The 26,051-nt window shown below is 30.7% G+C and carries 20 protein-coding genes, 2 tRNA genes and 3 rRNA genes; 8 read left to right on the plus strand and 17 right to left on the minus strand.

What is annotated here, in order from left to right:
- Positions 1–77 precede the first annotated feature (77 nt).
- The 5 genes from glnA to APAC_RS10860 form a co-directional block, all read right to left on the minus strand.
- A complete protein-coding gene (glnA, locus tag APAC_RS10840; RefSeq protein ID WP_130234119.1) occupies positions 78–1,505 on the minus strand; it encodes a type I glutamate--ammonia ligase in 1,428 nt (475 codons plus the stop codon).
- Positions 1,506–1,627: 122 nt separating this feature from the next.
- Entirely contained in the window at positions 1,628–2,419 is a 792-nt protein-coding gene (locus tag APAC_RS10845; RefSeq protein ID WP_130234120.1) for a histidinol-phosphatase, read from the minus strand.
- A complete protein-coding gene (locus tag APAC_RS10850; RefSeq protein ID WP_130234121.1) occupies positions 2,416–3,669 on the minus strand; it encodes a GGDEF domain-containing response regulator in 1,254 nt (417 codons plus the stop codon). Before APAC_RS10850 ends, APAC_RS10845 begins: the two co-directional genes overlap by 4 nt.
- Positions 3,666–4,118, minus strand: coding sequence for a molybdopterin synthase catalytic subunit (locus tag APAC_RS10855; protein ID WP_130234122.1), 453 nt, complete (start codon positions 4,116–4,118; stop codon positions 3,666–3,668). Before APAC_RS10855 ends, APAC_RS10850 begins: the two co-directional genes overlap by 4 nt.
- 3 nt (positions 4,119–4,121) lie before the next feature.
- Complete coding sequence (locus tag APAC_RS10860) at positions 4,122–4,343, minus strand: MoaD/ThiS family protein (protein WP_130234123.1); 222 nt, start codon at positions 4,341–4,343, stop codon at positions 4,122–4,124.
- Positions 4,344–4,419: 76 nt separating this feature from the next.
- Here APAC_RS10860 and APAC_RS10865 point away from each other — a divergent pair, with 76 nt between their 5' ends.
- Positions 4,420–5,082, plus strand: a complete 663-nt coding sequence (locus tag APAC_RS10865; RefSeq protein ID WP_130234124.1) for an MqnA/MqnD/SBP family protein — start codon at positions 4,420–4,422, stop codon at positions 5,080–5,082.
- Positions 5,079–5,849 (plus strand): undecaprenyl-diphosphate phosphatase, encoded by a 771-nt coding sequence (locus APAC_RS10870; RefSeq protein ID WP_130234125.1) that lies wholly within the window; start codon positions 5,079–5,081, stop codon positions 5,847–5,849. Before APAC_RS10865 ends, APAC_RS10870 begins: the two co-directional genes overlap by 4 nt.
- On the opposite strand, the gene APAC_RS10875 is transcribed toward APAC_RS10870, so the two are convergent.
- Entirely contained in the window at positions 5,835–6,863 is a 1,029-nt protein-coding gene (locus APAC_RS10875) for a UDP-N-acetylglucosamine--N-acetylmuramyl-(pentapeptide) pyrophosphoryl-undecaprenol N-acetylglucosamine transferase (RefSeq protein WP_130234126.1), read from the minus strand. The two genes, APAC_RS10870 and APAC_RS10875, sit on opposite strands and share 15 nt — an antisense overlap.
- Positions 6,850–8,106 carry an FtsW/RodA/SpoVE family cell cycle protein gene (locus tag APAC_RS10880; RefSeq protein WP_130234127.1) on the minus strand — a complete coding sequence of 419 codons (1,257 nt, stop codon included), beginning with the start codon at positions 8,104–8,106 and terminating at the stop codon, positions 6,850–6,852. The genes APAC_RS10875 and APAC_RS10880 overlap by 14 nt, the downstream gene beginning before the upstream one ends.
- A gap of 28 nt (positions 8,107–8,134) precedes the next feature.
- Between APAC_RS10880 and APAC_RS10885 the strand changes: the two genes are divergently transcribed.
- Positions 8,135–10,009 (plus strand): peptidoglycan D,D-transpeptidase FtsI family protein, encoded by a 1,875-nt coding sequence (locus tag APAC_RS10885; RefSeq protein ID WP_130234128.1) that lies wholly within the window; start codon positions 8,135–8,137, stop codon positions 10,007–10,009.
- Between the two features lie 11 nt (positions 10,010–10,020).
- Positions 10,021–10,524, plus strand: a complete 504-nt coding sequence (locus APAC_RS10890; RefSeq protein ID WP_130234129.1) for a peptidylprolyl isomerase — start codon at positions 10,021–10,023, stop codon at positions 10,522–10,524.
- Positions 10,525–10,557: 33 nt separating this feature from the next.
- Here the strand turns inward: APAC_RS10890 and APAC_RS13290 are convergent, their stop codons facing one another.
- From APAC_RS13290 to APAC_RS10930, 9 genes are all read right to left on the minus strand, one after another.
- Positions 10,558–10,698, minus strand: a complete 141-nt coding sequence (locus APAC_RS13290) for a hypothetical protein (protein ID WP_170170161.1) — start codon at positions 10,696–10,698, stop codon at positions 10,558–10,560.
- 258 nt (positions 10,699–10,956) lie between these two features.
- Positions 10,957–11,072: ribosomal RNA gene (gene rrf / locus APAC_RS10895) — 5S ribosomal RNA — on the minus strand.
- Positions 11,073–11,256: 184 nt separating this feature from the next.
- A 23S ribosomal RNA gene (locus APAC_RS10900) occupies positions 11,257–14,184 on the minus strand.
- Between the two features lie 290 nt (positions 14,185–14,474).
- Positions 14,475–14,550 (minus strand) — tRNA-Ala (locus tag APAC_RS10905).
- A 38-nt stretch (positions 14,551–14,588) separates the two neighbouring features.
- Positions 14,589–14,665, minus strand: a tRNA-Ile gene (locus APAC_RS10910).
- A 97-nt stretch (positions 14,666–14,762) separates the two neighbouring features.
- Positions 14,763–16,279, minus strand: a 16S ribosomal RNA gene (locus APAC_RS10915).
- The 16S, 23S and 5S rRNA genes sit together here with 2 tRNA genes alongside, the layout of an rRNA operon.
- Before the next feature lie 394 nt (positions 16,280–16,673).
- The gene (locus APAC_RS10920; protein WP_130234130.1) at positions 16,674–17,315 is read right to left on the minus strand and encodes a type II secretion system protein; all 642 of its coding nucleotides are present in this window, start codon (positions 17,313–17,315) and stop codon (positions 16,674–16,676) included.
- The gene (locus APAC_RS10925; protein WP_130234131.1) at positions 17,312–18,511 is read right to left on the minus strand and encodes a glycosyltransferase family 39 protein; all 1,200 of its coding nucleotides are present in this window, start codon (positions 18,509–18,511) and stop codon (positions 17,312–17,314) included. Before APAC_RS10925 ends, APAC_RS10920 begins: the two co-directional genes overlap by 4 nt.
- The gene (locus APAC_RS10930; protein ID WP_130234132.1) at positions 18,508–19,077 is read right to left on the minus strand and encodes an aminodeoxychorismate/anthranilate synthase component II; all 570 of its coding nucleotides are present in this window, start codon (positions 19,075–19,077) and stop codon (positions 18,508–18,510) included. Before APAC_RS10930 ends, APAC_RS10925 begins: the two co-directional genes overlap by 4 nt.
- 182 nt (positions 19,078–19,259) lie before the next feature.
- On the opposite strand from APAC_RS10930, the gene APAC_RS10935 reads away from it, so the two are divergent.
- The 3 genes from APAC_RS10935 to APAC_RS10945 are packed head-to-tail and all read left to right on the plus strand — an operon-like array spanning position 19,260 to position 22,869.
- Complete coding sequence (locus APAC_RS10935) at positions 19,260–20,264, plus strand: Fe(3+) ABC transporter substrate-binding protein (protein ID WP_130234133.1); 1,005 nt, start codon at positions 19,260–19,262, stop codon at positions 20,262–20,264.
- A gap of 3 nt (positions 20,265–20,267) precedes the next feature.
- Positions 20,268–21,872 (plus strand): ABC transporter permease, encoded by a 1,605-nt coding sequence (locus tag APAC_RS10940; protein WP_130234134.1) that lies wholly within the window; start codon positions 20,268–20,270, stop codon positions 21,870–21,872.
- 1 nt (position 21,873) lies between these two features.
- The gene (locus APAC_RS10945) at positions 21,874–22,869 is read left to right on the plus strand and encodes an ABC transporter ATP-binding protein (RefSeq protein ID WP_130234135.1); all 996 of its coding nucleotides are present in this window, start codon (positions 21,874–21,876) and stop codon (positions 22,867–22,869) included.
- Between the two features lie 14 nt (positions 22,870–22,883).
- On the opposite strand, the gene APAC_RS10950 is transcribed toward APAC_RS10945, so the two are convergent.
- A complete protein-coding gene (locus APAC_RS10950; RefSeq protein ID WP_130234136.1) occupies positions 22,884–24,698 on the minus strand; it encodes a menaquinone biosynthesis decarboxylase in 1,815 nt (604 codons plus the stop codon).
- Positions 24,699–24,788: 90 nt separating this feature from the next.
- On the opposite strand from APAC_RS10950, the gene APAC_RS10955 reads away from it, so the two are divergent.
- Positions 24,789–25,961, plus strand: coding sequence for a MalY/PatB family protein (locus APAC_RS10955; RefSeq protein WP_130234137.1), 1,173 nt, complete (start codon positions 24,789–24,791; stop codon positions 25,959–25,961).
- Positions 25,962–26,051 lie beyond the last annotated feature (90 nt).

A 26,051-nucleotide genomic window follows, 5' to 3' on the forward strand; every position in this document is an offset into this window, starting at 1 on the left:
TTCCATTTTATAAAAGATATAAAAAAAGGGAGAAGTTTTAAACTTCTCCCTTTTTTATTGTTAGCTTACCCTTGTTATTAACAAGAGTAAGTTGATGCAAATTCAAATGCAGTTGGTCTTGATTCGTAAGGCCAAACTTGAGTTTCAAATTTGTAGTGTTGATAAGTATCAATCATATCTTGAGTAAATACTGGTTGTAAGAATTCATTATCTCTAATTAATGCTTCTAAAGAACCTCTTAAAGTGTGAGGCATTTGAGGAATTTTTCTCTCTCTAATTTCATCTAATGGTAATTCGAATAAATCGTCATCCATTGGACCTACAGGCTCATATTTGTTATTAATTCCATCTAAACCAGCCATTAACATTGCAGCAAATGCTAAGTATGGACAAGCAGTTGAATCTGGGAATCTCATCTCAATTCTTGTTGCCATTTCACCAGCACCGTAAGGAATTCTACAAGATGCAGATCTGTTTTGAGAAGAATAAGTTAAGATTGAAGGAGCTTCAAATCCTGGAATTAATCTTTTGTATGAGTTAGTTGATGGGTTAGTAAATGCAGCAACTGCTCTAGCATGCTTAAATACACCACCGATGTAATGTCTTGCAGTTTCTGAAAGATTTCCATATTCACCCTCTTTGTAGAATAAGTTTTTACCATCTTTCCAGATTGATTGGTGAACGTGCATACCATTTCCATTATCACCAAATAATGGTTTAGGCATAAATGTACAAGATTTACCATTTAAGTGTGCAACCATTTTACATACATATTTATACTTTTGTACATTATCAGCAGCTTCAACTAAAGTTCCAAATTTAATACCAATTTCACCTTGAGCTTGTGCAACTTCGTGGTGTCCTAGCATAACTTCTAAACCAACTTGCTCTAAAACTAACATCATCTCAGCTCTTAAATCAACCATTGAATCTGTTGGTTGAACTGGGAAATAACCACCTTTAGTTCTAGGTCTATGTCCCATATTACCGTTTTCGTAATCAGTAGCATCAGACCAACAACCTTCTTCTGAATCTACTTTGTAGTAAGACTCATTGATTTCATCAACAATTTTAACATCATCAAAGATAAAGAATTCATTTTCAGGACCAAAATAAGCAACATCACCCATTCCAGATTCATCTAAATGTTTTAATGCTTTTTTAGCAATAGATCTTGGACATTTTTCGTACATTTCACCTTTATAGATATCATAAACATCACAAAATACAATGATTGTTGAATCAGCTGTAAATGGATCTAAGAATGCAGTTTCTACATCTGGCTTTAAGATCATATCTGATTTATTAATTGGTTGCCATGCATCAACTGATGAACCATCAAAAGGCATACCAGATTCTAATAATTTAGCATCAACAGCAGATAACATATAACTTAAGTGGTGCCACATACCTTTCATATCTGTAAATCTAAAATCTACAAATTTTACTTCATTCTCTTCACAATATTTAAAAAATTCGTCAGTATTGTTAACAAATTTACCCATAGGTTTGACTCCTTGAAATTATTTATGATAATTGTATCAGAAATCAAATAAAAAGAAGTAAAATAACTGTATAAAAAATATACAACTAAACAAAAAAGTTACAATTGTTCAAAAGTTAATGCTTAAAAGTTAAGTAGCTCTTTATCTCTTTTTTCATAAGTCATACATTTTGTATAACCAATACTCTTTGCAAGATCAATACATTCATTATATTTAAATCCTATTTGATCTACACTATGAGCATCTGATGAGAAAGTAATAGGGATATCTAGCAAGTATGCCTCTTCTAATAGAAGTTTCGAAGGATATGTTTCAGCAATAGGTTTTCTTAATCCTGCTGCGTTAATTTCTAATGTCATACCTGATTTCTTTATTTCTTTTAATGCATTTTTTGCAATAAGTCTAATATCTTTTTTTGGTAAGAATTTAAATACTTTAATTAAATCCAAATGCCCTACAATATCAAAAAGTCTAGTTTTAGCCATTTCTTCTATTGCCATAAAATATTCTGACCAAATTGTATCAATATCTTTTGATTTATAAACCCCTATAAATTCAGGATTATCAAATCCCCACATATCATTTTTATTTTTTAAGAAATGTACAGAGCCAATAAAATAATCAACATCAGTTTTTATAACCTCATCATGGATATGACCTTCTAAATAATCAACCTCATAAGCTAATAAAATCTTAATCTGGTTTTTATATTTTTCTTTTGCCTCTAAAATCCAATTTTCATATATGTTCTTTTGTTCAAAAGACATTCTATATTTAGGATCATATTCCATTGGTGCATGATCTGCAAAGCCATAAACATCAATACCTAATTCTATTGCTTTTTGTATATATTCATCAACACTACCTTCAGCATGATTACATAATATTGTATGATTGTGTAAATCTACTCTCATCTATACCTCACTTTATTTCTTCCCTCATTTTTAGCTTTATACAAGTTTTTATCAGCAAGCTGAATCATAGAATCTAAATTATTACTAAATTCAAAAGTACAACCAATTGAAACTGTGTAACTTAAATTAGAATCATCTAACTTAATTATATTTTTTTCAAATGAAATTCTTATATATTCTAATAACTTAATTACTTCATTTTTTTCTCTATTATAAAATAATATACAAAACTCTTCCCCACCAAGTCTACTAAGTATTCTATTATTTAATACATTTTTATTTAAAATATTTGCAACTTCTTTTATCGCAATATCTCCAATATCATGTCCATAATTATCATTAATAGATTTAAAATTATCAATATCTATAATTGCAATTGCAAAGTTTTTATTAGCTTTTTTGAACTCTTGATAATATTTTTTACCAACTTCAAATAAGTATCTACGATTATAAAGTCCAGTTAAATAATCAACATTTACCTTTTTCTTTAATTTTTCAAATAACTCCAAAGTATCTACTGTTGAATTAATTCTTGCAAAAAACTCTTCATCAGAAAACCCTTTGTACAAAAAATCATTAGCACCCAATTTTAAAAACTTTGCAGGTATTTTTCTACTCTTATCATTTGAAGTTACAATAATTGATAATTCATCTTTAGAATACTCTGCTCTAACTTTTTTAGTTAACTCCAACCCATTCATATTTGGCATTAGATAATCAGTCAATATAACTTTTATATCACTATTCTTTTTCAATAATTCATATGCTTCTTTTCCATCAGTTGCATATAAAGCATTATATTTATATCTCAATAATAAATCCATTGCTTTACTTATAAAAGTCTTAGAATCATCTACAAGTAATATTTTTATATTCTTATTATTAATAATTCTTTTTACAATAGATGAAGCATATTCTAACGCTGAAATACCATCTTTGATTATGTAGTCAACTATATTTTTATTTTTAAACTTTTCTTCATATTCTAAAGTATCACTTCCTGTTAAAACAATAATGGGCAATGAAAATTTTTTTAAGAAATCAATTATTTCACCTTGCGGAGCATCTGGCAAACCAAGATCTGCTAAAACAACTTCAAATTTACCTTTTTTTTCAAGTAGAACTTTTGCCGTTTCTTTCATAGTTTTAGCTGTATAAACATCAATATCTAAATCATCACTTAAAAAGTTTTTTAAAGCATTTAGTATTGATGAACTATCATCCACAACTAAAACTGAATATTTTTTCATTTAAGTAAACCTGCACCCTCTATTTTAGTACTTCTATCTTCAGCATAAATTCTTTTATTAGCAATTAAATCATATTTCCAAATAGGAGCTTTTGCTTTAAAATCTTCCACAAATTCATCAATCAATTCTAAAGCTACTCTTCTTTTTGGAGAACAAACAGCAGCAATATATGAACTTTCATGATTTAAAACATCACCTCTACTATGGGCCATTAGAACTATTGCATTTTTTGATTTTGCTTTTATTTGCCAATCATTAAACCATTTTTCTAAAATTGGTTCATAAATATCAAAAGATAATCCTTGAATATTGTTTTCATCTCTAACTACACCAACAAAAGTAATAATTGCTCCATAATTAGAGTTCTTAAACTCTCTATACCAAGAGTTAGTTATATTTTCAACATCTAAGCTACCATTAAAAAGTTGTAAATATTTTTCTTCTTTCATATATTAACCACCACAAACAGGAGGTAATAATGAAACTTTATCTCCATCATTTAACTCAACATCTTTACTCATTACTAAAGTATCATTAATAGCAACAGCACAAGATTCCAGCCATTTTGAAGTCTCTATATCTTCTTTTAAATATTGTGATAATTGACTTAGATTATTAATATCTAAAGTTAAACAATCTTTGTTTATTGGTCCTAAAAATTCTATTGTTACCACTTTAAGCCTTTTTTTCTTAAGTTTATAATATTATACCCAAACATTTTTTAACTTTATTCTAAGGAATCAGCTTTTAATGATTTTTGCAAAAATCGATTTTATAAACTTATTACCATTTCATGTATATTTAAAAAAAAATATCAAATCATCCCAATTAAAACAAATAATTGAATATCACAAATCATATCCATCTTTTATAAATAAAAGATTCAGAAAAAGAAATGTTCACAGTGCATTTATTTCATCAATTAAATCAAAAAATGAGAAGTCTTTAGATTTGGGAATAGTTGCAAAAAATGAAGTTTTATCAGTACTTGCTATTCCAGGAGAATATCAAAAAGATTATCAGTCTGACACATCAAATGCATTAGCTTTAATTTTAAATATTGATGGAAGAGTTTTAATTGGAGATAAAGCACTAAAATATTATCACGTAAAGAATGATATTCAAATAATTGATCTTGCATTAAAATGGCAAGAGAAATATAATTTACCATTTGTTTTTGCAAGGCTATGTTACAACAAAAATGGAAAACAATTAAAAAAAGTAATTAAAAATTTCAATAAAAAACACATAAAAATACCTCAATATATACTAGAACAATATTCAAAAAGAAGTGAACTAACGAAAGAACAGATTTTAAATTATCTTACTAAGATTGACTATAATATTGGAATTAAAGAGAAAAAAGCTTTAAAACTATTTTTTAAATTATCTAAAGAAAAAGGCATTATATGACGATATTTGATACTATAATTCTAGGTATAATTGAAGGGATAACAGAATTTCTTCCCATATCCTCAACGGGACACTTAATAGTAGCAAGTGAGTTTTTAGGACTTGAACAATCTAATGTGAATAAAGCATTTGAAGTTATAATTCAATTTGCAGCAATACTTGCAGTAATTTTAAATTATCCTTCAAAATTTACATTTTCACATGTAAGTTTATGGACCAAAGTATTTATTGCTTTTTTACCTATTGCAATAATTGGTTTTATCTTCTCAGATGTCGTAAAATCACTATTTTCTTTTGAAATTGTCGCATGGATGTTTATTATTGGTGGAATTATATTCTTAATTGTTGAAAAGTTCTATGATGAAAAAGCAACCCATACACTTGATGTTGAAGATGTAACATACAAGCAGGCTGCTTGGATTGGATTTGCTCAAATTTTTGCACTAATTCCTGGTACATCAAGAGCTGGTTCTAGTATAATTGGTGCAATGTTAGTTGGACTTAATAGAAAAGCAAGTGCTGAGTTTTCATTTCTTTTAGCATTTCCCGTAATGTGTGCAACAACAGGTTATGATTTATTAAAACACCACGAAGAACTTTTAAGTACAAATCAACATATGATAAATTTAGCAGTTGGATTTGTTGTATCATTTATTGTTGCATTTCTAGCAATAAAACTATTTCTAAAATTTTTAGAAAATTTCACGTTTATTGCTTTTGGTATTTATAGAATACTATTTGGTATATTTTTATTACTTATCATGTAATACAATATCTAGGATTTTACTTACAGCATCTGGTTTAATTGAGTTTTTCAAATTTGTGCTAATATTTTTTATATCACAATTAATAGCTTTGAAAAACTCTTCTTCATCTAAATTACTTTCTCTTTGTAAAAAACATAAACCCTTTTCTTTTAAAACTTTAGCATTATAAAATTGATGATCTTTTGCAGCATAAGGATATGGAATAAAAAAAGAAGGTAAACAGTTTGCACACATTTCCCAAAGAGTTGATGCCCCTGCCCTACTTACTGCAAAATCTGCTTCTTGAACTTTTAATAAAAAATCCTTTGTAAATCCAAATACATCTGCATTGATATTTAACTTATCATATTGAGCTTTAACTCTTTCATAATCATTTTTTCCTGCTTGATGAATAATTTTAATTCCTAAAGAGTTAAGTTTAGGTGCAACCTTTAATGCAAAATCATTAATAGCTATTGCACCTTGAGAACCGCCAAAAAAAGCTACTGTTTTAATTTCAGTTCTTACTCTAGCTTTATCGAAAAACTCTTTAGAAACAGGATAATCTTTAATCATCGATTCTTCACTAAATGATGAAAATAACTTACTTGCAAATTTACTTGTCACTTCATTTAATTTACCCATTTTTGAATTTTGTTCATGGATGTAGAGTTTACAATTAGGTTTTAAAATCGATGCGAAAGTTGCAGCTGCTGCAGAATAACCTCCAACACTAATAACCTTTTTTACATTAAATTTATAATATATCTTTATACATTGCAATGTTTTAGAAAAAATATTTAGTAATGAAAATATTTTTCCTAAAAACTTTTTATTTACTACACCTTTAGTATCTAAAAAAAACTTTTGACTAATTCTATTATCTTCTTCAAACCATGCTTTATCTTGGCCATTAGAAGAACCAATGTAAATTACATTATAACCTCTATTATTAAGTTCTTCTATAAATGAATCTGCTACTTTTAAGTGACCACCTGTTCCACCACCTGTAACCACAATATTATCTTTTTTCATTAATTTTTTTAACCTTTTCTTCATATTCAAAATTAACTTTCCTACTAATAGAAAGAACTAATCCAATTGCTATTGCCATAGATAACATAGAAGAACCACCATATGATAATAAAGGCACGGCAATTCCTTTAATAGGAATCATCCCTGATATTCCATAAGAGTTAATTAAAAATGCAACAATAATCATTAAAGCTATTCCAAGAGTAAATAGATGATAAATAGGATTTTCAACTCTTCTACTAATTCTAAATATTCTCCATACAATCATAAAAAGAATAGCTATAATACATATTAAACCAATTAGACCTATCTCTTCAGTAATACCAGCTAAAACAAAGTCAGTATGAACTTCTGATAAAAAACCTACTTTTATATCACCTAAAGAGACACCTTGTCCAAAAAAACCACCATTATGTATTGCATTTAAGGAATGTGATACTTGATAAGGTTCAGGAAGTTCTTCAATCCTTAAGTATGGTTCTGCCCAAGAAGGAAGAATTGATAATATTCCATCTTGAACCATAGCCCACCAAGAATAAATTCTTTGCATCCTATGAGGTGCAGCTAAAATTAAGCCTACTAAACCCATTAATGCTAAAGCTCCTAAAACTAAAAAAAGTTTAAACGACCTATTTGCAAATATCAATAAAACAACCAATATTACACCAAGTAAAACAACTTGACCTAAATCTTTTTGAAGAAAAGCAACAATAAAAACAACAACAAAAAATGCAAAAAAGTAAGGTGCTAGTAATAAAGCTTCATCTTTTAAACCTATTTTTTTAGGTTTATCTATAACTTTTCGATGAAAAGACCACGATAAAAAATAAATAAATCCTATTTTAAAAAATTCTACAGGCGATAATGAAAACCCAGGAAGTCTAATCCATCTATTAGCTCCACCTGATGCTGTAACGATAGAAGATGGAAGAAAAGGCATAATAGCCATAATAAAAAAGAAAAGTACAAATAAACCCATACCAACTTTTCCTATAAGTTTATCAGGATTTATCAGAGAAAAACTCCACATAATAAATATTGACAAAATACCTACTAATAACTGTCTTAAAAAAAAGTGAAATTGGTTATATCCAAAAAATTCAACAGTATATATTGTTAATGAATAAGAAAAAACGATACTTGTAATAATTAACATTGATACTAAAAAAAATAGTGTGTAATCAGCATCACTTTCTTTTGTTATATTATAAATTGATTTAATGTTGTTTTTGTTAAAATACATTTCTCATTATATAATAATATGGATAAAGATGTCTTCAAAAAAAATTCAAACAGTTAACAAAACTAAAAAAATTGCTATTCTATTTTTAATGATTTTTTTCTTCTTATTTATATTAGTTATCTCTGTCTTTAGAACCATAAGTGAAAAAAGAGATTTACCATCACTTAGAAGTGAAAAAAAAGAGTTATCTGTAAGAGGGGACATCATAAGTGCAGATAATTTTAAAATTGCTACATCAAAAAAACTTTATACAGCTTCAATAGATAGTAGATATTTAGACCCACAAAAAGAAGAACTGTTCATTAATCTATTTTCTATTTATAGTAATGTTGATTATCAAAAAGTAAAAAAGAAAATAGAAGAAGGTAAAAAGTCACCTGGATATTTAGTTCTATCATATAATATTGACTCAAGAAATGCGAAAAACTTAAAACAATTAGCTTTTAAATTAATAAAATTAGATGTTTTTATATCAAGAAGAGTAAATGGTACAAAAATACTTAGAGGATTAAATATTAGAGAAAGTGGAGAAAAAAGGATTTTTTCTTATGAAGATACATTGACTCCAGTTGTTGGATATATATCAAAGTATGAAACAGAAAATGGAAAAACAAAAGTAAAAGGTATAAAAGGATTAGAAAAAAAATATAACACTGTTTTAAATGAATCAAATGATGGTTTACTAGAAGGGAATAGAGATGTATTATCATACATATCATTTGATAAAAACTCAACAATTAGAAAAAGAACAGATGGCGCAACTTTAAAATTAAATATACCACTTAAACTTCAAAAAAACAATGAGTTAACATTAGATAAATATAAGAAGAAACTTGAAGCTGAAGAAATCATTGTTTCCATAATGGAAAGTAAGACAGGTAAAATTTTAACATTAGCATCCTCAAATAGATTTAATCCTCAAAGAATTAAACAAGAAGATATACCTTCTTTAAATGTGCGAGCAATTGAATATCCATTTGAACCTGGTTCTGTATTAAAACCTATATCAATAGCATTAGCAATGGATAAAAATAGAATTAAAAAAAATGAACTATTTTTTGCATATAATAACAAAGGTAAACCTAACAAAGATGGTGAATTTCCAAAAGGAAGATACAAATTAGGTAAATATACAATAAAAGATGATCATCGATTCAAAAAACACTATTTAACATTAGATGATATTGTTATATTTTCTTCAAATATTGGAACATTACAAATAGCACAACGATTATCTGGTCCAGAATTTTATGAAGGTCTTAAGAGATTTGGTTATACAAGAAAATCTGGAATAGATTTACCTTATGAAAAAAAAGGTGTTATGCCAAAAGTATGGCAATTTTCTGCAGGTGATGAAGAAGGAAAAGATAATGTTTTTAAAGCTACAGTTTCTTATGGTCAAGGTATGACATCTACATTTATGCAAGTTTTAAAATCATATTCAGTTTTTGAAAATAATGGATATATTGCTACACCACAAATTGTATCCCACTTGGAACATAATGATAATAAATATAAAGCTTATGATGAAATTCAAGAACAAATAATAAGCAAAAAAACTGCAAATGAAATGAGACGAATGTTAATTAAAACAGTTGATGAAGGGACAGGAAAAGCAGCAAAAATTGATGGATTAATAATTGGAGGGAAAACTGGAACTGCACAAATTGCAAGAGGTGGTAAATATTTAAAAAAATATATTTCATCATTCTTTGGTTTTGTAAATGATGGTGAAAATTCATATACAATTGGTGTTACAGTAATTGATCCAATTTCAACTGGAAAAAATTGGTATTATTATTATGCCTCATGGTCTGCTGTTCCTGTATTTAAAGAAATCACTCAAAATTTAATCAAATTAAATTATCTTACACCTAAAAAAGATATAATTTCAAATCAATAAAAAGGAGAAATATGTTTGGTAGAAAACTAAAAGAATACAATATTCCAAGAGAAGAATTAGAAAAATTTAATTATGCGAAAATTACTACAGATAGTGGGATAATTTGGCTAAAACTTTTTAATAAAGAGACTCCAATTGCCGTATCAAACTTTGCTACACTTGCAAATGATGGATTTTATGATAACTTAAATTTTCATAGAGTAATTCCAGGATTTATGGCTCAAGGTGGTTGTCCAGATGGCACAGGTATGGGAAATCCTGGTTGGGCAATTAAATGTGAAACTGATGCAGAAAAACAGGTTCATAAAAGAGGAAGTCTATCTATGGCTCATGCAGGTAAAGATACAGGAGGAAGTCAATTTTTTATATGTTTTGTTCCTTCTCCCCATTTAGATGGAGGTCATACTGTATTTGGTGAGATAGAAGAAAATGACTCTGAAAGTTTTTCTAACTTAGATAAAATAACAACTGGTACAAGTATTATAAATATTAAAATTTTAGAAAAGAAAAATTAGAAAGTAAAGGCAAGTTTTTAACTTGTCTTACTTCTAAGAACCAACATTAACTTGTGTACTAATAACATATCCATCTAACATTATATATGACTTATATGGATCTTTTTCATCTTTTACAACACATACATCAAAAGCGCTGTATTTATCTTCTATATAACTATTTAATAATTCCATAATAACTCCTTAACTTTTATTCATATATTATATAATAACTGAATTACAAAAAGGTTACTAAAATGGTTATTTTATAATCAATTATAATAAAAAATAGTAGAAAGCAATAGGAAATAAACTAAATAAAAATGTAAGACTAAATAGTAAAAAAGGGAATAAAAAAGAGAATAGTAGAATTAATAAAAAAGCTGCTAAAAAAAAAGCCTACCTAAACAGACTTAAAAAAGAATGCTTAGATAGGCTATTTGTAAACTCAAGAGCTGGCAGCGGCCTACGTTTCCACACCTGAAAGGTGCAGTATTATCAGCGATGAAGTGCTTGACTTCCAGGTTCGGAATGGAGCTGGGTATTTCCACTTCTCTGTAACCACCAGCAATATGAGTAAAGAAGATACTTATAAAGTATACTCTTTACTCACATCAAGATAGTCTTGAGTGTAAAGATAATGTTAAAGTCTAAAAAAGCTCTTAAAAAAATTGACATTTTTTCAAGGTAACGCTTTACAATTTTACACTGTTTATTAAGTAAACTTAATAAGATAGTAAACCAAGAAATTTATAAAAAAAGCCAAACGATCTATTAGTACTGGTCAGCTAAACGCCTTACAACGCTTACACATCCAGCCTATCAACCTCGTAGTCTTCGAGGGATCTTCAGGGAAAGTTCATCTTGGAGTTGGCTTCGAGCTTAGATGCTTTCAGCTCTTATCACATCCGTACGTAGCTACCCAACGATGCTCTTGGCAGAACAATTGGTACACTAGTGGTACGTTCATCCCGGTCCTCTCGTACTAGGGACAAATCTCCTCAACTTTCCTACGCCCACGGAAGATAGGGACCGAACTGTCTCACGACGTTCTGAACCCAGCTCGCGTACCGCTTTAAATGGCGAACAGCCATACCCTTGGGACCTGCTCCAGCCCCAGGATGCGATGAGCCGACATCGAGGTGCCAAACCTCCCCGTCGATGTGAGCTCTTGGGGGAGATCAGCCTGTTATCCCCGGCGTACCTTTTATCCTTTGAGCGATGGCCCTTCCACACAGAACCACCGGATCACTATGACCGACTTTCGTCTCTGTTCGACTTGTATGTCTCACAGTCAAGCTAGTTTATGCCATTATACTCAACTGGCGATTTCCATCCGCCATGAACTAACCTTTGTAAGCCTCCGTTACTTTTTAGGAGGCGACCGCCCCAGTCAAACTACCCACCAGACATTGTCCTGAAGAAGGATAACTCCTCGCAGTTAGTAACTCAAATATTCAGGGGTGGTATCTCAAGGATGGCTCATACTCTACTGGCGTCTAGTAATCAAAGCCTCCCACCTATCCTGCACATGAATATCCAAGCTACAGTGTCAAGCTGTAGTAAAGGTGCACGGGGTCTTTCCGTCTTTCCGCGGGTAGGAGGAATTTTCACCTCCACTACAATTTCACTGGATCCCTGGTTGAGACAGCTCCCATCTCGTTACGCCATTCATGCAGGTCGGTATTTAACCGACAAGGAATTTCGCTACCTTAGGACCGTTATAGTTACGGCCGCCGTTTACTCGGGCTTCGATCAAATGCTTCGCTTATGCTAACATCATCAATTAACCTTCGAGCACCGGGCAGGCGTCACACCTTATACATCCACTTACGTGTTAGCAAAGTGCTGTGTTTTTGGTAAACAGTCGGGAGGGACTCTTTGTTGCAACCTCTTTAGCTTTTGAGAGCAAGTCTCTATACCAAAGTAGGCACACCTTATACCGAAGATACGGTGCTAGTTTGCAGAGTTCCTTAACCAGGGTTCTTCCACGCGCCTTAGAATACTCATCCCACCTACCTGTGTCGGTTTACGGTACGGGCAACATATAATATACTTAGTGGCTTTTCTTGGCACGACAGTATCATCGATTCTCTATCATCTCCGAAGAGCGTCAAGAGCCTGTAAGATCTCGGTCTAACGATACCCGGATTTGCCTAAGTATCAACCTACGTCCTTCGACCCACTATTCCATCAGTGAGCTCGATTAACTCTATGCGTCCCCACATCGCGCTTATATGTTGGTATTGGAATATTAACCAATTTGACATCGTCTACCCCTTTCGGACTCGACTTAGTTCCCGACTAACCCTACGATGACGAGCATCGCGTAGGAAACCTTGGGTTTTCGGCGAAGAGGATTCTCACCTCTTTTATCGCTACTCATGCCTGCATGCTCACTTCTATCCGCTCCAACGCTCCTTACCGGTACATCTTCTACGCTGAATAGAACGCTCTCCTACCACTCAATTAAAAATTGAATCTAAAGCTTCGGTGTACATCTTAGCCCCGTTATATTTTCCGCGCAGAATCACTAGACCAGTGAGCTGTTACGCTTTCTTTAAAGGATGGCTGCTTCTAAGCCAACCTCCTGGTTGTCACAGTAACTCCACATCGTTTTCCACTTAGATGTAACTTAGGGACCTTAGCTGTTAGTCTGGGTTGTTCCCCTCTCGACATAGGATTTTATCACCCTACGCCTGACTCCTGCGATTACACATATAGTATTCATAGTTTGATAGGGTTTGGTACCGCGGTAAGCAGCCCTAGCCCATTCAGTGCTCTACCCCTATATGCTACTACGCAAGGCTATACCTAAATATATTTCGGAGAGAACCAGCTATCACGAAGTTTGATTGGCCTTTCACCCCTATCCACAAGTCATCCGGGGACTTTTCAACGCCCATCGGTTCGGTCCTCCACTGGCTCTTACACCAGCTTCAACCTGCTCATGGATAGATCACTTCGTTTCGGGTCTGCAGCATCTGACTAAGGGAACCCATTAAGAACATAAAGTTCTTAATGGGGACCCTATTTCGCCCTATTAAGACTCGCTTTCGCTACGGCTTCGTACTTGACTTAACCTTGCCAGATACCACAACTCGCAGGCTCATTATGCAAAAGGCAGTCCGTCACCCTGATAAATCATAGGGCTCCGAATGATTGTAAGCTAATGGTTTCAGGTTCTATTTCACTCTCCTCGCTGGAGTACTTTTCACCTTTCCCTCACGGTACTTGTTCACTATCGATCTGTAAGTAGTATTTAGGGTTGGAGGGTGGTCCCCCCATATTCAGTCAAAATATCACGTGTTCCGACCTACTCGTTCCATACCTTAGTTCCACATAAAAGATTTTAAATACGAGACTATCACTCTCTATGGTGTATCTTTCCAAATACTTCTTCTATCTAATATGCTAAATGTATGCGCCCTATTCCGCGTTCGCTCGCCGCTACTGACGGAATCTCAATTGATTTCTCTTCCTCTGGCTACTGAGATGTTTCACTTCACCAGGTTTGCCTCCTCGAAAGGATAATATAGCTCGCACTATATTGGGTTGTCCCATTCAGAAATCTCTGGATCAATGCCTCTTGACGGCTCCCCAAAGCTTATCGCAGTCTAGTACGTCTTTCATCGCCTCTTACAGTCTAGGCATCCACCATTAGCCCTTAATAGCTTTTCAAATAACTTAGTAAACTAAGCTACCTTTTTTCTTAATAGTATTTCTACTATTTTTTGAATAATTATTCCTTGGCTACTATCTTATTAAATTTACATTTAATAAATATAGTTGTGTTTTAAATTGTTTCTTTATTAACTTATATCTATATCGCTATAAATATTCGCTAGAAAAATTTTAAGACTTTAACATTATGTTTTTAAATATCGTATTACCATCTCTAGTAATTCTTAGGTTTAAAACCTAATATAAATCCAAATATATTTGAACTTATATTAAGTTTTATAGGTATATGGTGGAGATAAGCGGGATCGAACCGCTGACCTCCTGCGTGCAAGGCAGGCGCTCTCCCAGCTGAGCTATATCCCCATATATGCTGAGTTAATCTTTTTTTACAGATTATTTAATGGTGGGCCTACCAGGACTTGAACCTGGGACCTCACGATTATCAGTCGAGCGCTCTAGCCAGCTGAGCTATAGGCCCCTATTACCTATTTTAAATAATCTTTATAAACTGAATATATCAATTAGTTTTTCTATAAATGTTTCGAGTTAAGAAACGAATCTTAACTCTTTCTCTGAAAGGAGGTGATCCAACCGCAGGTTCTCCTACGGTTACCTTGTTACGACTTCACCCCAGTCGCTGAATCCACTGTGGAAGGTAGCTACTTTAGCATCCCTGCTTCGAATGAGTTCAACTCCCATGGTGTGACGGGCGGTGAGTACAAGACCCGGGAACGTATTCACCGTAGCATAGCTGATCTACGATTACTAGCGATTCCAACTTCAAGTAGTCGAGTTGCAGACTACTATCCGAACTGGGAGATATTTTTGAGATTTGCTCCACGTCACCGTATCGCTGCTCTTTGTATACCCCATTGTAGCACGTGTGTAGCCCTGGTCGTAAGGGCCATGATGACTTGACGTCGTCCTCACCTTCCTCCTACTTGCGTAGGCAGTCTCGTTAGAGTTCTCAGCCGAACTGTTAGCAACTAACGACGAGGGTTGCGCTCGTTGCGGGACTTAACCCAACATCTCACGACACGAGCTGACGACAGCCGTGCAGCACCTGTATATAAGTTTCTGCAAGCAGACACCAATCCATCTCTGGAAAGTTCTTACTATGTCAAGACCAGGTAAGGTTCTTCGTGTATCGTCGAATTAAACCACATGCTCCACCGCTTGTGCGGGTCCCCGTCTATTCCTTTGAGTTTTAATCTTGCGACCGTACTCCCCAGGCGGTACACTTAATGTGTTAACTGCATTACTGCAAGGTCTAGCCTCACAACAACTAGTGTACATCGTTTAGGGCGTGGACTACCAGGGTATCTAATCCTGTTTGCTCCCCACGCTTTCGCGTCTCAGCGTCAGTAATGTTCCAGTAGATCGCCTTCGCAATCGGTATTCCTTCTGATCTCTACGGATTTTACCCCTACACCAGAAATTCCATCTACCTCTCCCATACTCTAGATAGACAGTTTTGGAAGCAGTTCTATGGTTGAGCCATAGGATTTCACTCCCAACTTATCTATCCGCCTACACGCTCTTTACGCCCAGTGATTCCGAGTAACGCTTGCGCCCTCCGTATTACCGCGGCTGCTGGCACGGAGTTAGCCGGCGCTTATTCATATAGTACCGTCATTATCTTCCTATATAAAAGGAGTTTACGCACCGAAATGTGTCATCCTCCACGCGGCGTTGCTGCATCAGGGTTTCCCCCATTGTGCAATATTCCCCACTGCTGCCTCCCGTAGGAGTCTGGACCGTGTCTCAGTTCCAGTGTGACTGATCATCCTCTCAAACCAGTTAAGCGTCATTGTCTTGGTGAGCCATTACCTCACCAACTAACTGATACTGTACAGGCCGATCTTGAAGCTATAAATATTTCCCTTGCAAACTTTTGTTTTAAAGGCATATAGGGTCTTAGCAGTCGTTTCCAACTGTTATCCCCTTCTTCAAGGCACATTACCTATATATTACTCACCCGTTCGCCACTTAGCTGACAGTATTAGCAAGCTAATACCCGTTCTCGTTCGACTTGCATGTGTTAAGCACGCCGCCAGCGTTCACTCTGAGCCAGGATCAAACTCTCCATAAAGTGTTTGAAACTGACAACTTTATGTAACTTTGCATTCTAAAAAAATTTGCATTTTTTCAGAGTACTGCAATTTTAGTTACAAAATTATCACTCATTGTTTAGCTTAAAGCTAAAAATAAAATTTTTACATTCTATTTAATAGACAAGAATTTTTATTCTTGTTTTTTTATTTAACATTTATTTAATTATCTTATTGATAATATTCAGTTTATAAAGATTACTCTTCTTTAAACTTTATTTCTTTTTAAAGATCGTTAACTCTCAACTCATCTCTCTTCCGTTTGATGTGTCTCAGTCAATTTGGACGGGAATTATAATAGATTCTTGACCCTTTGTCAAGGGGTTTATGCTTAAATTTAACTTAAATTTTTAAATTCCTCCCTTTCCCACCTTTTTACTCTGTTTCTATTGGGTTTTTTATTCCTTTTGTTGAATAACCCGTCTTAGGATTGATAATTAATTCTTTAAAATTGTCATTTTCATCAATAAATTTGATACTACATGACTTAATAATCTCATATTCAAAGCTTTCATTATCAATATTACTTAGACGAGAGTAAACTCTACCATCTTTTCCAAAAGATATTTGTCCTAAACTTGTTGTACTATTACATGAAATCTTTACATCTTTTATTCCAAAGTTTTTACTTAGCAGTACATACTTACTATTATTATTTGTTTCATTACATAAATTTGAGCTGTAAATATTTTTATTTGTTAATGGATCTTTAAAACTTTCACTTGCATTTGGATGTCCTGACAAATTCTCATCACTATAAATACTATAGTAAATTCCACCAACTGACTCTCGACATCTAAAAAATTTTAAAGTCCATCTTTTTTTATGCCAAAGAGTATCATTTGAGAATTTATCGTCGATTAAAGCTTGATACCTAATGTGTGAGATATATAGATCTAATCTATTTATAACTTCATTTAATTTATTTATCTTTTGATTAGGTATAAAAAATGTATAAAGAACTATTAATAGTGTAATTACAAAAATTAATTCTAAAAGTGTAAATGATTTTTTCATTTAAGTTTTTTTATGTAAACACTATATAGCTTTTTACCATAATACTCTATTGATATTTCTTTGTCATAATTATAAAACTTTCTTTTTGAAACAAAATAATCAGCACCAGAATTTATATTATAGAATTTTAATCTCATCAACAGTTTTTCATCATCAGTAAATATGTAATTAATTTTCTCTTTTTTTAATTCACTTGCTAATTCTTTAACAAAGTGATATTTATATGCAAAATGTTTTTTGCTATCTGGTAATAATGTATATAATGGTTTATTAACAATAGTTAAAAATACATTTACTAATAACATACTTATAATTACTATTGCTGAAATTTTATGAAATTTTCTAAATTCACTTAATCTTACTCTATATGAATGAAAATATCTTTTTAGCATAAAAGGAAGAGATATAACAACATAAGGTGCAAAATCTTCAATATAAACTCTTTGACGAAAAGAAAAAAGTAAAGATACTATTAATGCAGTAATGGAAATATACCATGTAAAAGTTCTTTCTTCATTTTTTAAAGAAGCTCGATACATAGAGTAAATAAAGTATATAAATAGAAATGGTGAGAAAACACTTGCGTAAATGGCAAAAGTATCAACTAAAAATCCTCTCGGTTTACCTTGAGTATCTAGTCCATAAATAGACATAGATAAAAGAAATAGAACTAATGATAAAAAAATTAATCTATTATCTTTATTTTTTAAAGAAAAAAAGAATATTGCTAAATATAAAATTACAAAAGAATTATCTACAAATAGATATATAAATAATAATAAATAACAATGCTTCTTAAATTTTTGATAATAATAAATATAAAGTAATGTACAAAAAGTAATTACAATTGCGCTATTAACTAATAAAGATGCACTTATAACACCAGGAAGAATCATAAATATAAAAATAGAAATATATCTATCTCTTTCATATTTAAAATAGTCTTTTGTTAATTTAAACATCAAGATTACACTTAATGTATAAAATACAATGAAGGGTAAACGAAGTGCTAAATCATTTTGTCCAAATATATATATTGAAGTATTTGTGATTAAGGATAACACTGAATTATTAACAAAAACATTTAATGCTTCTTTGTATGAAATGCTTAAGGTTTGAGTTGTATATAGCAATACAACTACTGTAAATGCTAAAACAGTAGAAAATAAGTAGTTGTAATTGCTGGTTTTTATCATAACTTTAAGAAATTATCAATCATTTCATAACCATATTCACTCATTATTGATTCTGGATGAAACTGAACTCCATAAATTTTTTTATCTTTAATTTCTAAAGACATAATTTCATCATCGTCACAACTAATAGAAGTTACAACGATATTTTCAGGAAGATTCTCTTTTTTTACTATTAAAGAATGGTATCTAGTTTCTGTAAATTCATTTGGTAAGTTTTTAAAAATAGGTGTTTCATTTGTAACTTTTACTTTTGAAGTTTTTCCATGCATCATATTTTTAGCTCGAATAACTTCTCCACCAAATACTTGAGCAATACTTTGGTGACCTAGACAAATTCCAAAAATTGGTTTTTTATCTGCAAAATATTCAATTACTTCTAAACATACACCTGCTTCATTAGGAGTTGCTGGTCCTGGAGATATTATAATTTTTTCTGGATTTAATTTTTCAATCTCTTCTACACTTAATTCATCGTTTCTAATAACTTTTAAATCAGCACCTAACTCTAAACAGTACTGAACTATATTATATGTGAATGAATCATAATTATCAATCATTAAAATCATTTTTTATGTGTCCTAGTTAATTCATATATTAATTGTTGTTATTATATCAATAATTTTATTTTTTTTGATTAAATGAATTTTTATATTCTTTTATGATAATCATTCTTACTATTAAGATTAATTAAAGAATATAAAGAATATAATTTCAATAACAATTATCAATATAAAATAAAGGCTAGATAATGATAAAAAAATTAGCACTTAGTGCAATCGTTTTTGCAAGTTCATTAATTGCAGCAGAACAAGTTAATGTTTATTCAAGTAGACATTATGATACAGATAAGCAACTTTTCAAAGCATTTGAAAAAAATACTGGAATCAAAGTAAAAGTAATTCAAGCTAAAGATGATGCTTTAATCAAAAGATTACAAACAGAGGGTAAAAATTCACCTGCAGATGTATTTATAACTGTAGATGCAGCAAGAATACAAAGAGCAACAGAAAATAAACTTTTTCAGCCAATTGATTCAAAAATTTTAACACAAAGAATTCCATCGACTCTTAGAGACAAAGATAATCAATGGTTTGCAATTACAAAAAGAGCAAGAATTATTGCTGTTAGAGAAGGTAGTGGTTTTGAAAATAAAGAATATACATATGAAGAATTAGCTGACCCAAAATACAAAGGTCAAATAATGGTTAGATCTTCAAGTAATGTATATAATCAATCACTAATGGCTGCTATGATTGCTCACCATGGAGTTGAATATGCAACAAAATGGGCAGAAGGTGTTGTATCAAATATGGCAAGAGAGCCTAAAGGAAGTGATAGAGACCAAGCAAGAGGTGTAGCTGCTGGCTTAGGAAGTATTTCAATACTAAATACTTATTATTTAGGAAAACTTGCAGTAGGAAGTGCATCAGATAAAGAGACTGTAAGTAAATTAAAAGTAATATTCCCTAAATTTAAAAATGGTGCAACACATGTAAATGTAAGTGCAGCAGGTGTAGCAAAATATGCTAAAAATAAAGAAAATGCAATTAAGTTTATAGAGTTTTTAACATCTAAAGAGGCTCAAGAAATTTTTGCAAAAGGTAATTATGAGTACCCAGTAGTTAAAGGTTCAGAAATATCTGAATTAGTTGCTTCATGGGGAGTATTAGAGGATGATAATTTAACAATTAATGACCTTGGAGCAAATAATGCTAATGCAGTTAAAGCTTTAGACATTGCAGGATGGAAGTAGTTATTGACAATTAAATTAAAAGGTTTGAAATTAAGTAGTGCTGTTTTAACACTACTAATTTCAATACCTATGGTTACTATATTTTTATTTCTATTTATTGGAAATACTGAAAACTGGGAACATATTAAAAATACTGTTCTACTAGACTATATTTACAATACACTATATATAATGATTGGTGTAGGACTTCTAACAACCTTACTTGGATTCACTACTGCTTATTTAATATCATTATACGAATTTAGTTTCTCAAAAATATTTGATTATGCTTTAATATTGCCCTTTGCAATTCCTACTTATATTATGGCATTTATATATAATGGTATGTTTGGAATATCTGGAAATGTAACTGGATATTTTCTAGGATTGATGGATAAAAATATAAGTGAAGTTCCATTTTGGGATATACAATCAATTGAAGGCGCTGTAATAGTAATGTCTCTAGTTTTATACCCTTATGTTTACTTAGTTTGTAGAACTTATCTTAGTTTTGAATCATCATCAATTATAGAGGCAGCTAAAACATTTAATTTAAATACATGGCAAATACTAAAAAAAGTAATCCTACCTATTTCAAGACCAGCAATTATCGCAGGAAGTACACTTGCAGTAATGGAAGCAGTATCTGACTTTGGTGTTATGGATTATTTTGGAGTAAATACCTTTGTAACTGGAATCTTTAGACTTTGGGAAGGAATGGGAAGTATTGAAGACGCTTCAAAGCTAGCAAGTATTTTAATGACTTTCATTTTTATTCTGATTTTACTTGAAAGGTTCCAAAGAAGAAATAAGGTATATAAAAGTAGTGGTAAAGATTTTAGACCAATTACTAAAATCAAATTAAGTGGTTATCAAAATGTTTTAGCTGTAGTAATTTGTTTTATTCCTCTATTTTTTGGTTTTTTAATGCCATTTGTTCAGTTAATTTTTTGGTTTATTGATTCTTATAAAACTGTTATTGATGAAGATTTTATTGAACTATTTTTTAGAACTATACAACTTGGAGTAATTTCTGCAACTGTTATTACATCAATTGCGTTATTAGTTGTTTATAATTTTAGAATTAATAAAGATAAAACATCATCATCACTTGTACAAATAACAAAACTAGGTTACTCTATACCAGGGGCAGTAGTTGCAGTTGGTATTCTTTCTTTTTTTGGAATATTAAATGAGTATATGTTGAAACTTTTTGATACAAGTTTTTTAGTTTCAGGAACAGCTCTTGCAGTTGTTTTTGGATATTTAGTTAGATTTATTGCAATTTCAATTAATAATTTTGAAGCAGGATTTAATAGAATACCCCAAAGTTATGATGATGCAGCACAAATATCTGGAATTGGGCAATTTAAAACTTTTAGAAAGGTTATATTCCCTTTAATAAAAAACTCTGCCTTTGCTTCTTTTATAATAATTTTTATTGAAGTAGTTAAAGAGTTACCTTTAACAATGGTTTTAAGGCCATTTGATTATAACACTTTGGCAATTAGAGCATTTGAATTAAATGAACAAGCTCAAACTATTGAATCTGCTGTTCCTTCAATGTGTATTGTAATTATTGGTATAATCTCTGTGATTTTATTAACAAGAAATATGAAAAAGGCTTAAAATGGTAAGTGTAAATAGTTTTGGTATATCATTTGATAAGACAAAAATTTTAGAAGATATAAATTTTGATGTAAATGAAGGTGAAATAGTAACTTTACTAGGACAAAGTGGTTGTGGGAAAACTACTATTTTAAGATCAATTGCAGGATTACAAAGGGAACATGAAGGAAACATTTGTATTGGAAATGTCTGTGTATCTTCAAAAGAGGTATTTAAAAAAGATAGAGAAGTTGGATATATTTTCCAAGATTATGCCCTATTCCCTCATTTAAATGTCGAGGAAAATATTGCTTTTGCTTTAGATAAAATGCCTAAAAAAGAAAAAGAAAAAAGAGTTACAAAACTATTAGAGCAATTTGATATTGCATCACATAGAAAAAAATCAACTCACCAACTTTCAGGTGGACAACAACAGCGTGTTGCAATAGCTAGAGCTATGGCTAATAATCCCAAAATTTTACTACTTGATGAGCCATTTGCAAACCTTGACTCTCAACTTAGATATAAAACAAAAATGTGGTTAAAAGCTTTAATCAAAGACTTAAATCTTAGTGCAATTTTAGTAACCCATGATAAAAAAGAAGCCCTTAGTATTTCAGATAAGATTGGAATAATCCATAATAAGCAACTACTTCAATTTGACACAACACTTAATATATATAACAACCCACAAAACTACTATGTAGCAAATTTTTTATCAGAATTAAATCTTATTCCTAATGAATTGATAAAAAAACAAAATATTGATATCAATGAAGATAAAGTTGCAGTTATTGAAATTCATAAATGTAAAATCACTAAATCTATAAATAATTTTGAATTAAAAGTATTAGATTCATCTTTTTGTGGTGAGTATTATGAATTATTAGTTGATTTCGTAGATTATAATTGTGAAAAAACATTTAAAATTATAGTTGAAAATGTAGAAGATTTTTGTGAGAATGAAACTTATTATTTAGATATTGATTTAAATGATTTAAAAATTATTGCAAAATAAGAGAAAAGTTTCTCTTATAATTGCCATTGTTTAATAAATTCATCATCAATATCTAAAATACCTCTAACTCTTAAATCCTCAATTACTTCCATAGAACAATCAACATCATCAGGCCATCTTCTTTTGAAGTTGTCATAAGAGTTTTTGTTTGTTCCATCTAAACAAATTGTATTTGAATCAATGTAAACATCTCTGTTTGAATCAATATTATTTACAACTCTCCAAACTAGCATATAAGGATTTTCAACATCATTTTGATTTGCCTCATCAACAATTACTAAAATCTTCAAGTTTTCATATAATGGTTTCAAATCTTCAAATAAATGCTTTTGGCTTCTTGTTTTATCAACTGTAATTACAGTAACTGGATTTTTTGTATCTTTATAGTATTGTTTTAAATTTTTTATTTCATTTGTTATTGATTGCATCTTAAATAGTAATTCATCATCTTCTAAAAGTGTAATTCCTAACTCTTCAATTTCATTTCCTGTACAGTCAAGTCCAAGTTTTCCACCTACTGCAAATTTTGGTGAACTGTGGTCAAGAGCATCAACAACACCCCTTGTAATTAAAATTTCATCAATATCAATTCTATTTAAAATATGTCTAACTATTGCATCATGGTCTGTTAAATCAGGTGCATCTTCATTTACAAAAATTGCATGTTTTACAAAACTCATTTGCCCTACTCCCCAAAACGCATGCATCATCTGAGAAGCATGTCCTGGGTATAAAGTTTTAATTTTTGCTAAAATTAAGTTATGAAAAACCCCATTTTCTGGCATATAATAATCAATTAAATCAGGTGCTGTTGTTTTAAGTAATGGTAAGAAAATTCTCTCTGTCGCATGCCCCATATATTTATCTTCTAGTGGTGGTTTTCCAACAACTGTCGCTAAATAAGTTGGCTCTTTTTTGTGTGTAATTGCTGTAACTTCCATAAAAGGATACTCTTCTTCTAATGTATAATATCCAGTATGATCACCAAATGGACCTTCTATTCTTAATTTACTTGCATCTACAAATCCTTCAATAATAAAATCATTATCTTTAGGTACATAAATATCATTTGTAATTGATTTTACAAGTTGAGCATTTTTATTTTTTACAAAACCATAAAGCATAAGTTCAAAAATACCAATAGGTAATGGTGCTTGCCCACACCAAATATACATAGGATCTCCTCCTATTCCAATAGAAACAGGCATTTTTTTACCTGCTTTTTTATACTCATGGAAAAAATGATTTGAATCTTTATGAATTTGCCAATGCATTCCAAGTGTATTATCATCATATACTTGTAATCTATACATTCCTAAGTTTTTCATTTCACCATTTAGACTAGTTGTATAAACTTGTCCCATAGTAATAAAAGGACCTCCATCTTGTTCCCAAGTAGTAAGTACTGGTAAATCAGATAGTTTTGCATCATTTCCAAGTTTTATTACTTGTTGACACTCACCTTTTCCTTTTAGTTTCTTTGGAATTGTATTTTTTAAAGCAAATAACTTTCCAAATGTTGATAGTTTTTCACTAAATGTAGTTGGTGGTTTCATTTTTAGTAAGCTTTCAATCTCACTTCCAATTTTATCCCCATCACCAATAAATAATTTTACTGCTTTTTCATTACAAAATACATTCATTAAAACTGGTATATCAAATTTCTTTTCATTTTTCTTATCTACAACATTTGTAAATAAAATTGCTTTAGAATCTGGTTTCTTTACTTCAATATATGCTATGTGAGGTATTTCTAAATAAATATCTAATTCATCATCAATAACTTTTAGTAAATTGTTCTTTTTTAATAATTCAATTGCTTCTTTCATATAAACCTCAAATAAAAAATCTGACTTAATTAAGTATAAATCTTATATCATTTTATCAATAAAATATAGTTTATAATAGGGATTTTTAATATGATTGATAATAATGAATATAATTTTGAAGAAAAAGTTGACAGAAAAAATACAAATTGTGCAAAATGGGATGGCTTAGATAAATATTTTGGATATGAAGATTTAAACCCACTTTGGGTTGCAGATATGGATTTTAAAACGCCTTCATTTATTAATGATGCAATCATAAAAGCAGCCAATAATTCAATTTATGGATATAGTATAGTTAGTGATGAGCTATTAAACTCAATTGTTTCTTGGCAAAAAAATCAACATAATTGGGAAATAAATAAAGAAGAAATCTTTATGACAAATGGAGTAGTTCCTTCTTATAGTGCTTGTATTGAAGCTTTTAGTGACATAGGAGATGAAGTAATCGTTCAAACACCTATTTACCCTCCATTGTATAAATGTGTAACACAAAATAATAGAAAAGTTGTAGTTAATGAATTAAAAAATGATAACGGTTACTATTCGATGGATTTTGAAGATTTAAAATCTAAAATTACTAATAAGACTAAAATTCTAGCTCTTTGTTCTCCTCATAATCCAGTTGGAAGAGTATGGAATAAAGAAGAACTAAAACAGCTAGCTCAAATTTGTATTGATAACAATATAATTATAATTGCGGATGAAATACATTCAGATATTACATTTAAAAAGTTTACTCCTATAGCATCAATTAATGAAGAAATTGCAAATCAAACTTTAACATTAAATAGTGCAGGAAAGACATTTAATATCGCAGGGCTTAACACATCATATGCAATTAGTAAAAACTTATCAATTTTAGGCAAATTTAAAAAAGAAGCTATAAAAAGAGAGATTAATTCAGTCAATTTTTTTGGGCTAATAGCAACTCAAGCAGCATATGAGAATGGAGCTAACTTTGTTAAGCAATTAAATGAATATTTAAAATTGAATATAGAATTTGCAAAAAATTATTTAGAAAAAAATAATTCTAAAATTAAATTTTATATTCCAGAAGCTACATATCTTCTTTGGCTAGATTTTAAAAATACTAATTTATCTCATAATGAGATAAAAAATAAGCTGTTAACCAAAGCAAAAGTAGCCTTAAATGATGGTGTTTCCTTTGGTAGCAATGGGAACAACCACTTTAGATTAAATGTAGCTGTAAATCAAAATGCCCTTGAAATCGCTTTAAATCAGATGCTAAAAGAGTTTAAATAGCAAAGGGGTAGCAAAGTATTACTATTTTTCTCACTGAACAAAGAATAAATCCTTAATTAGATTTTTTCTTTTATAAGATAAAAAAATTAG

The sequence above is a fragment of the Malaciobacter pacificus genome (assembly GCF_004214795.1).
GTDB classification, from domain to species: domain Bacteria; phylum Campylobacterota; class Campylobacteria; order Campylobacterales; family Arcobacteraceae; genus Malaciobacter_A; species Malaciobacter_A pacificus.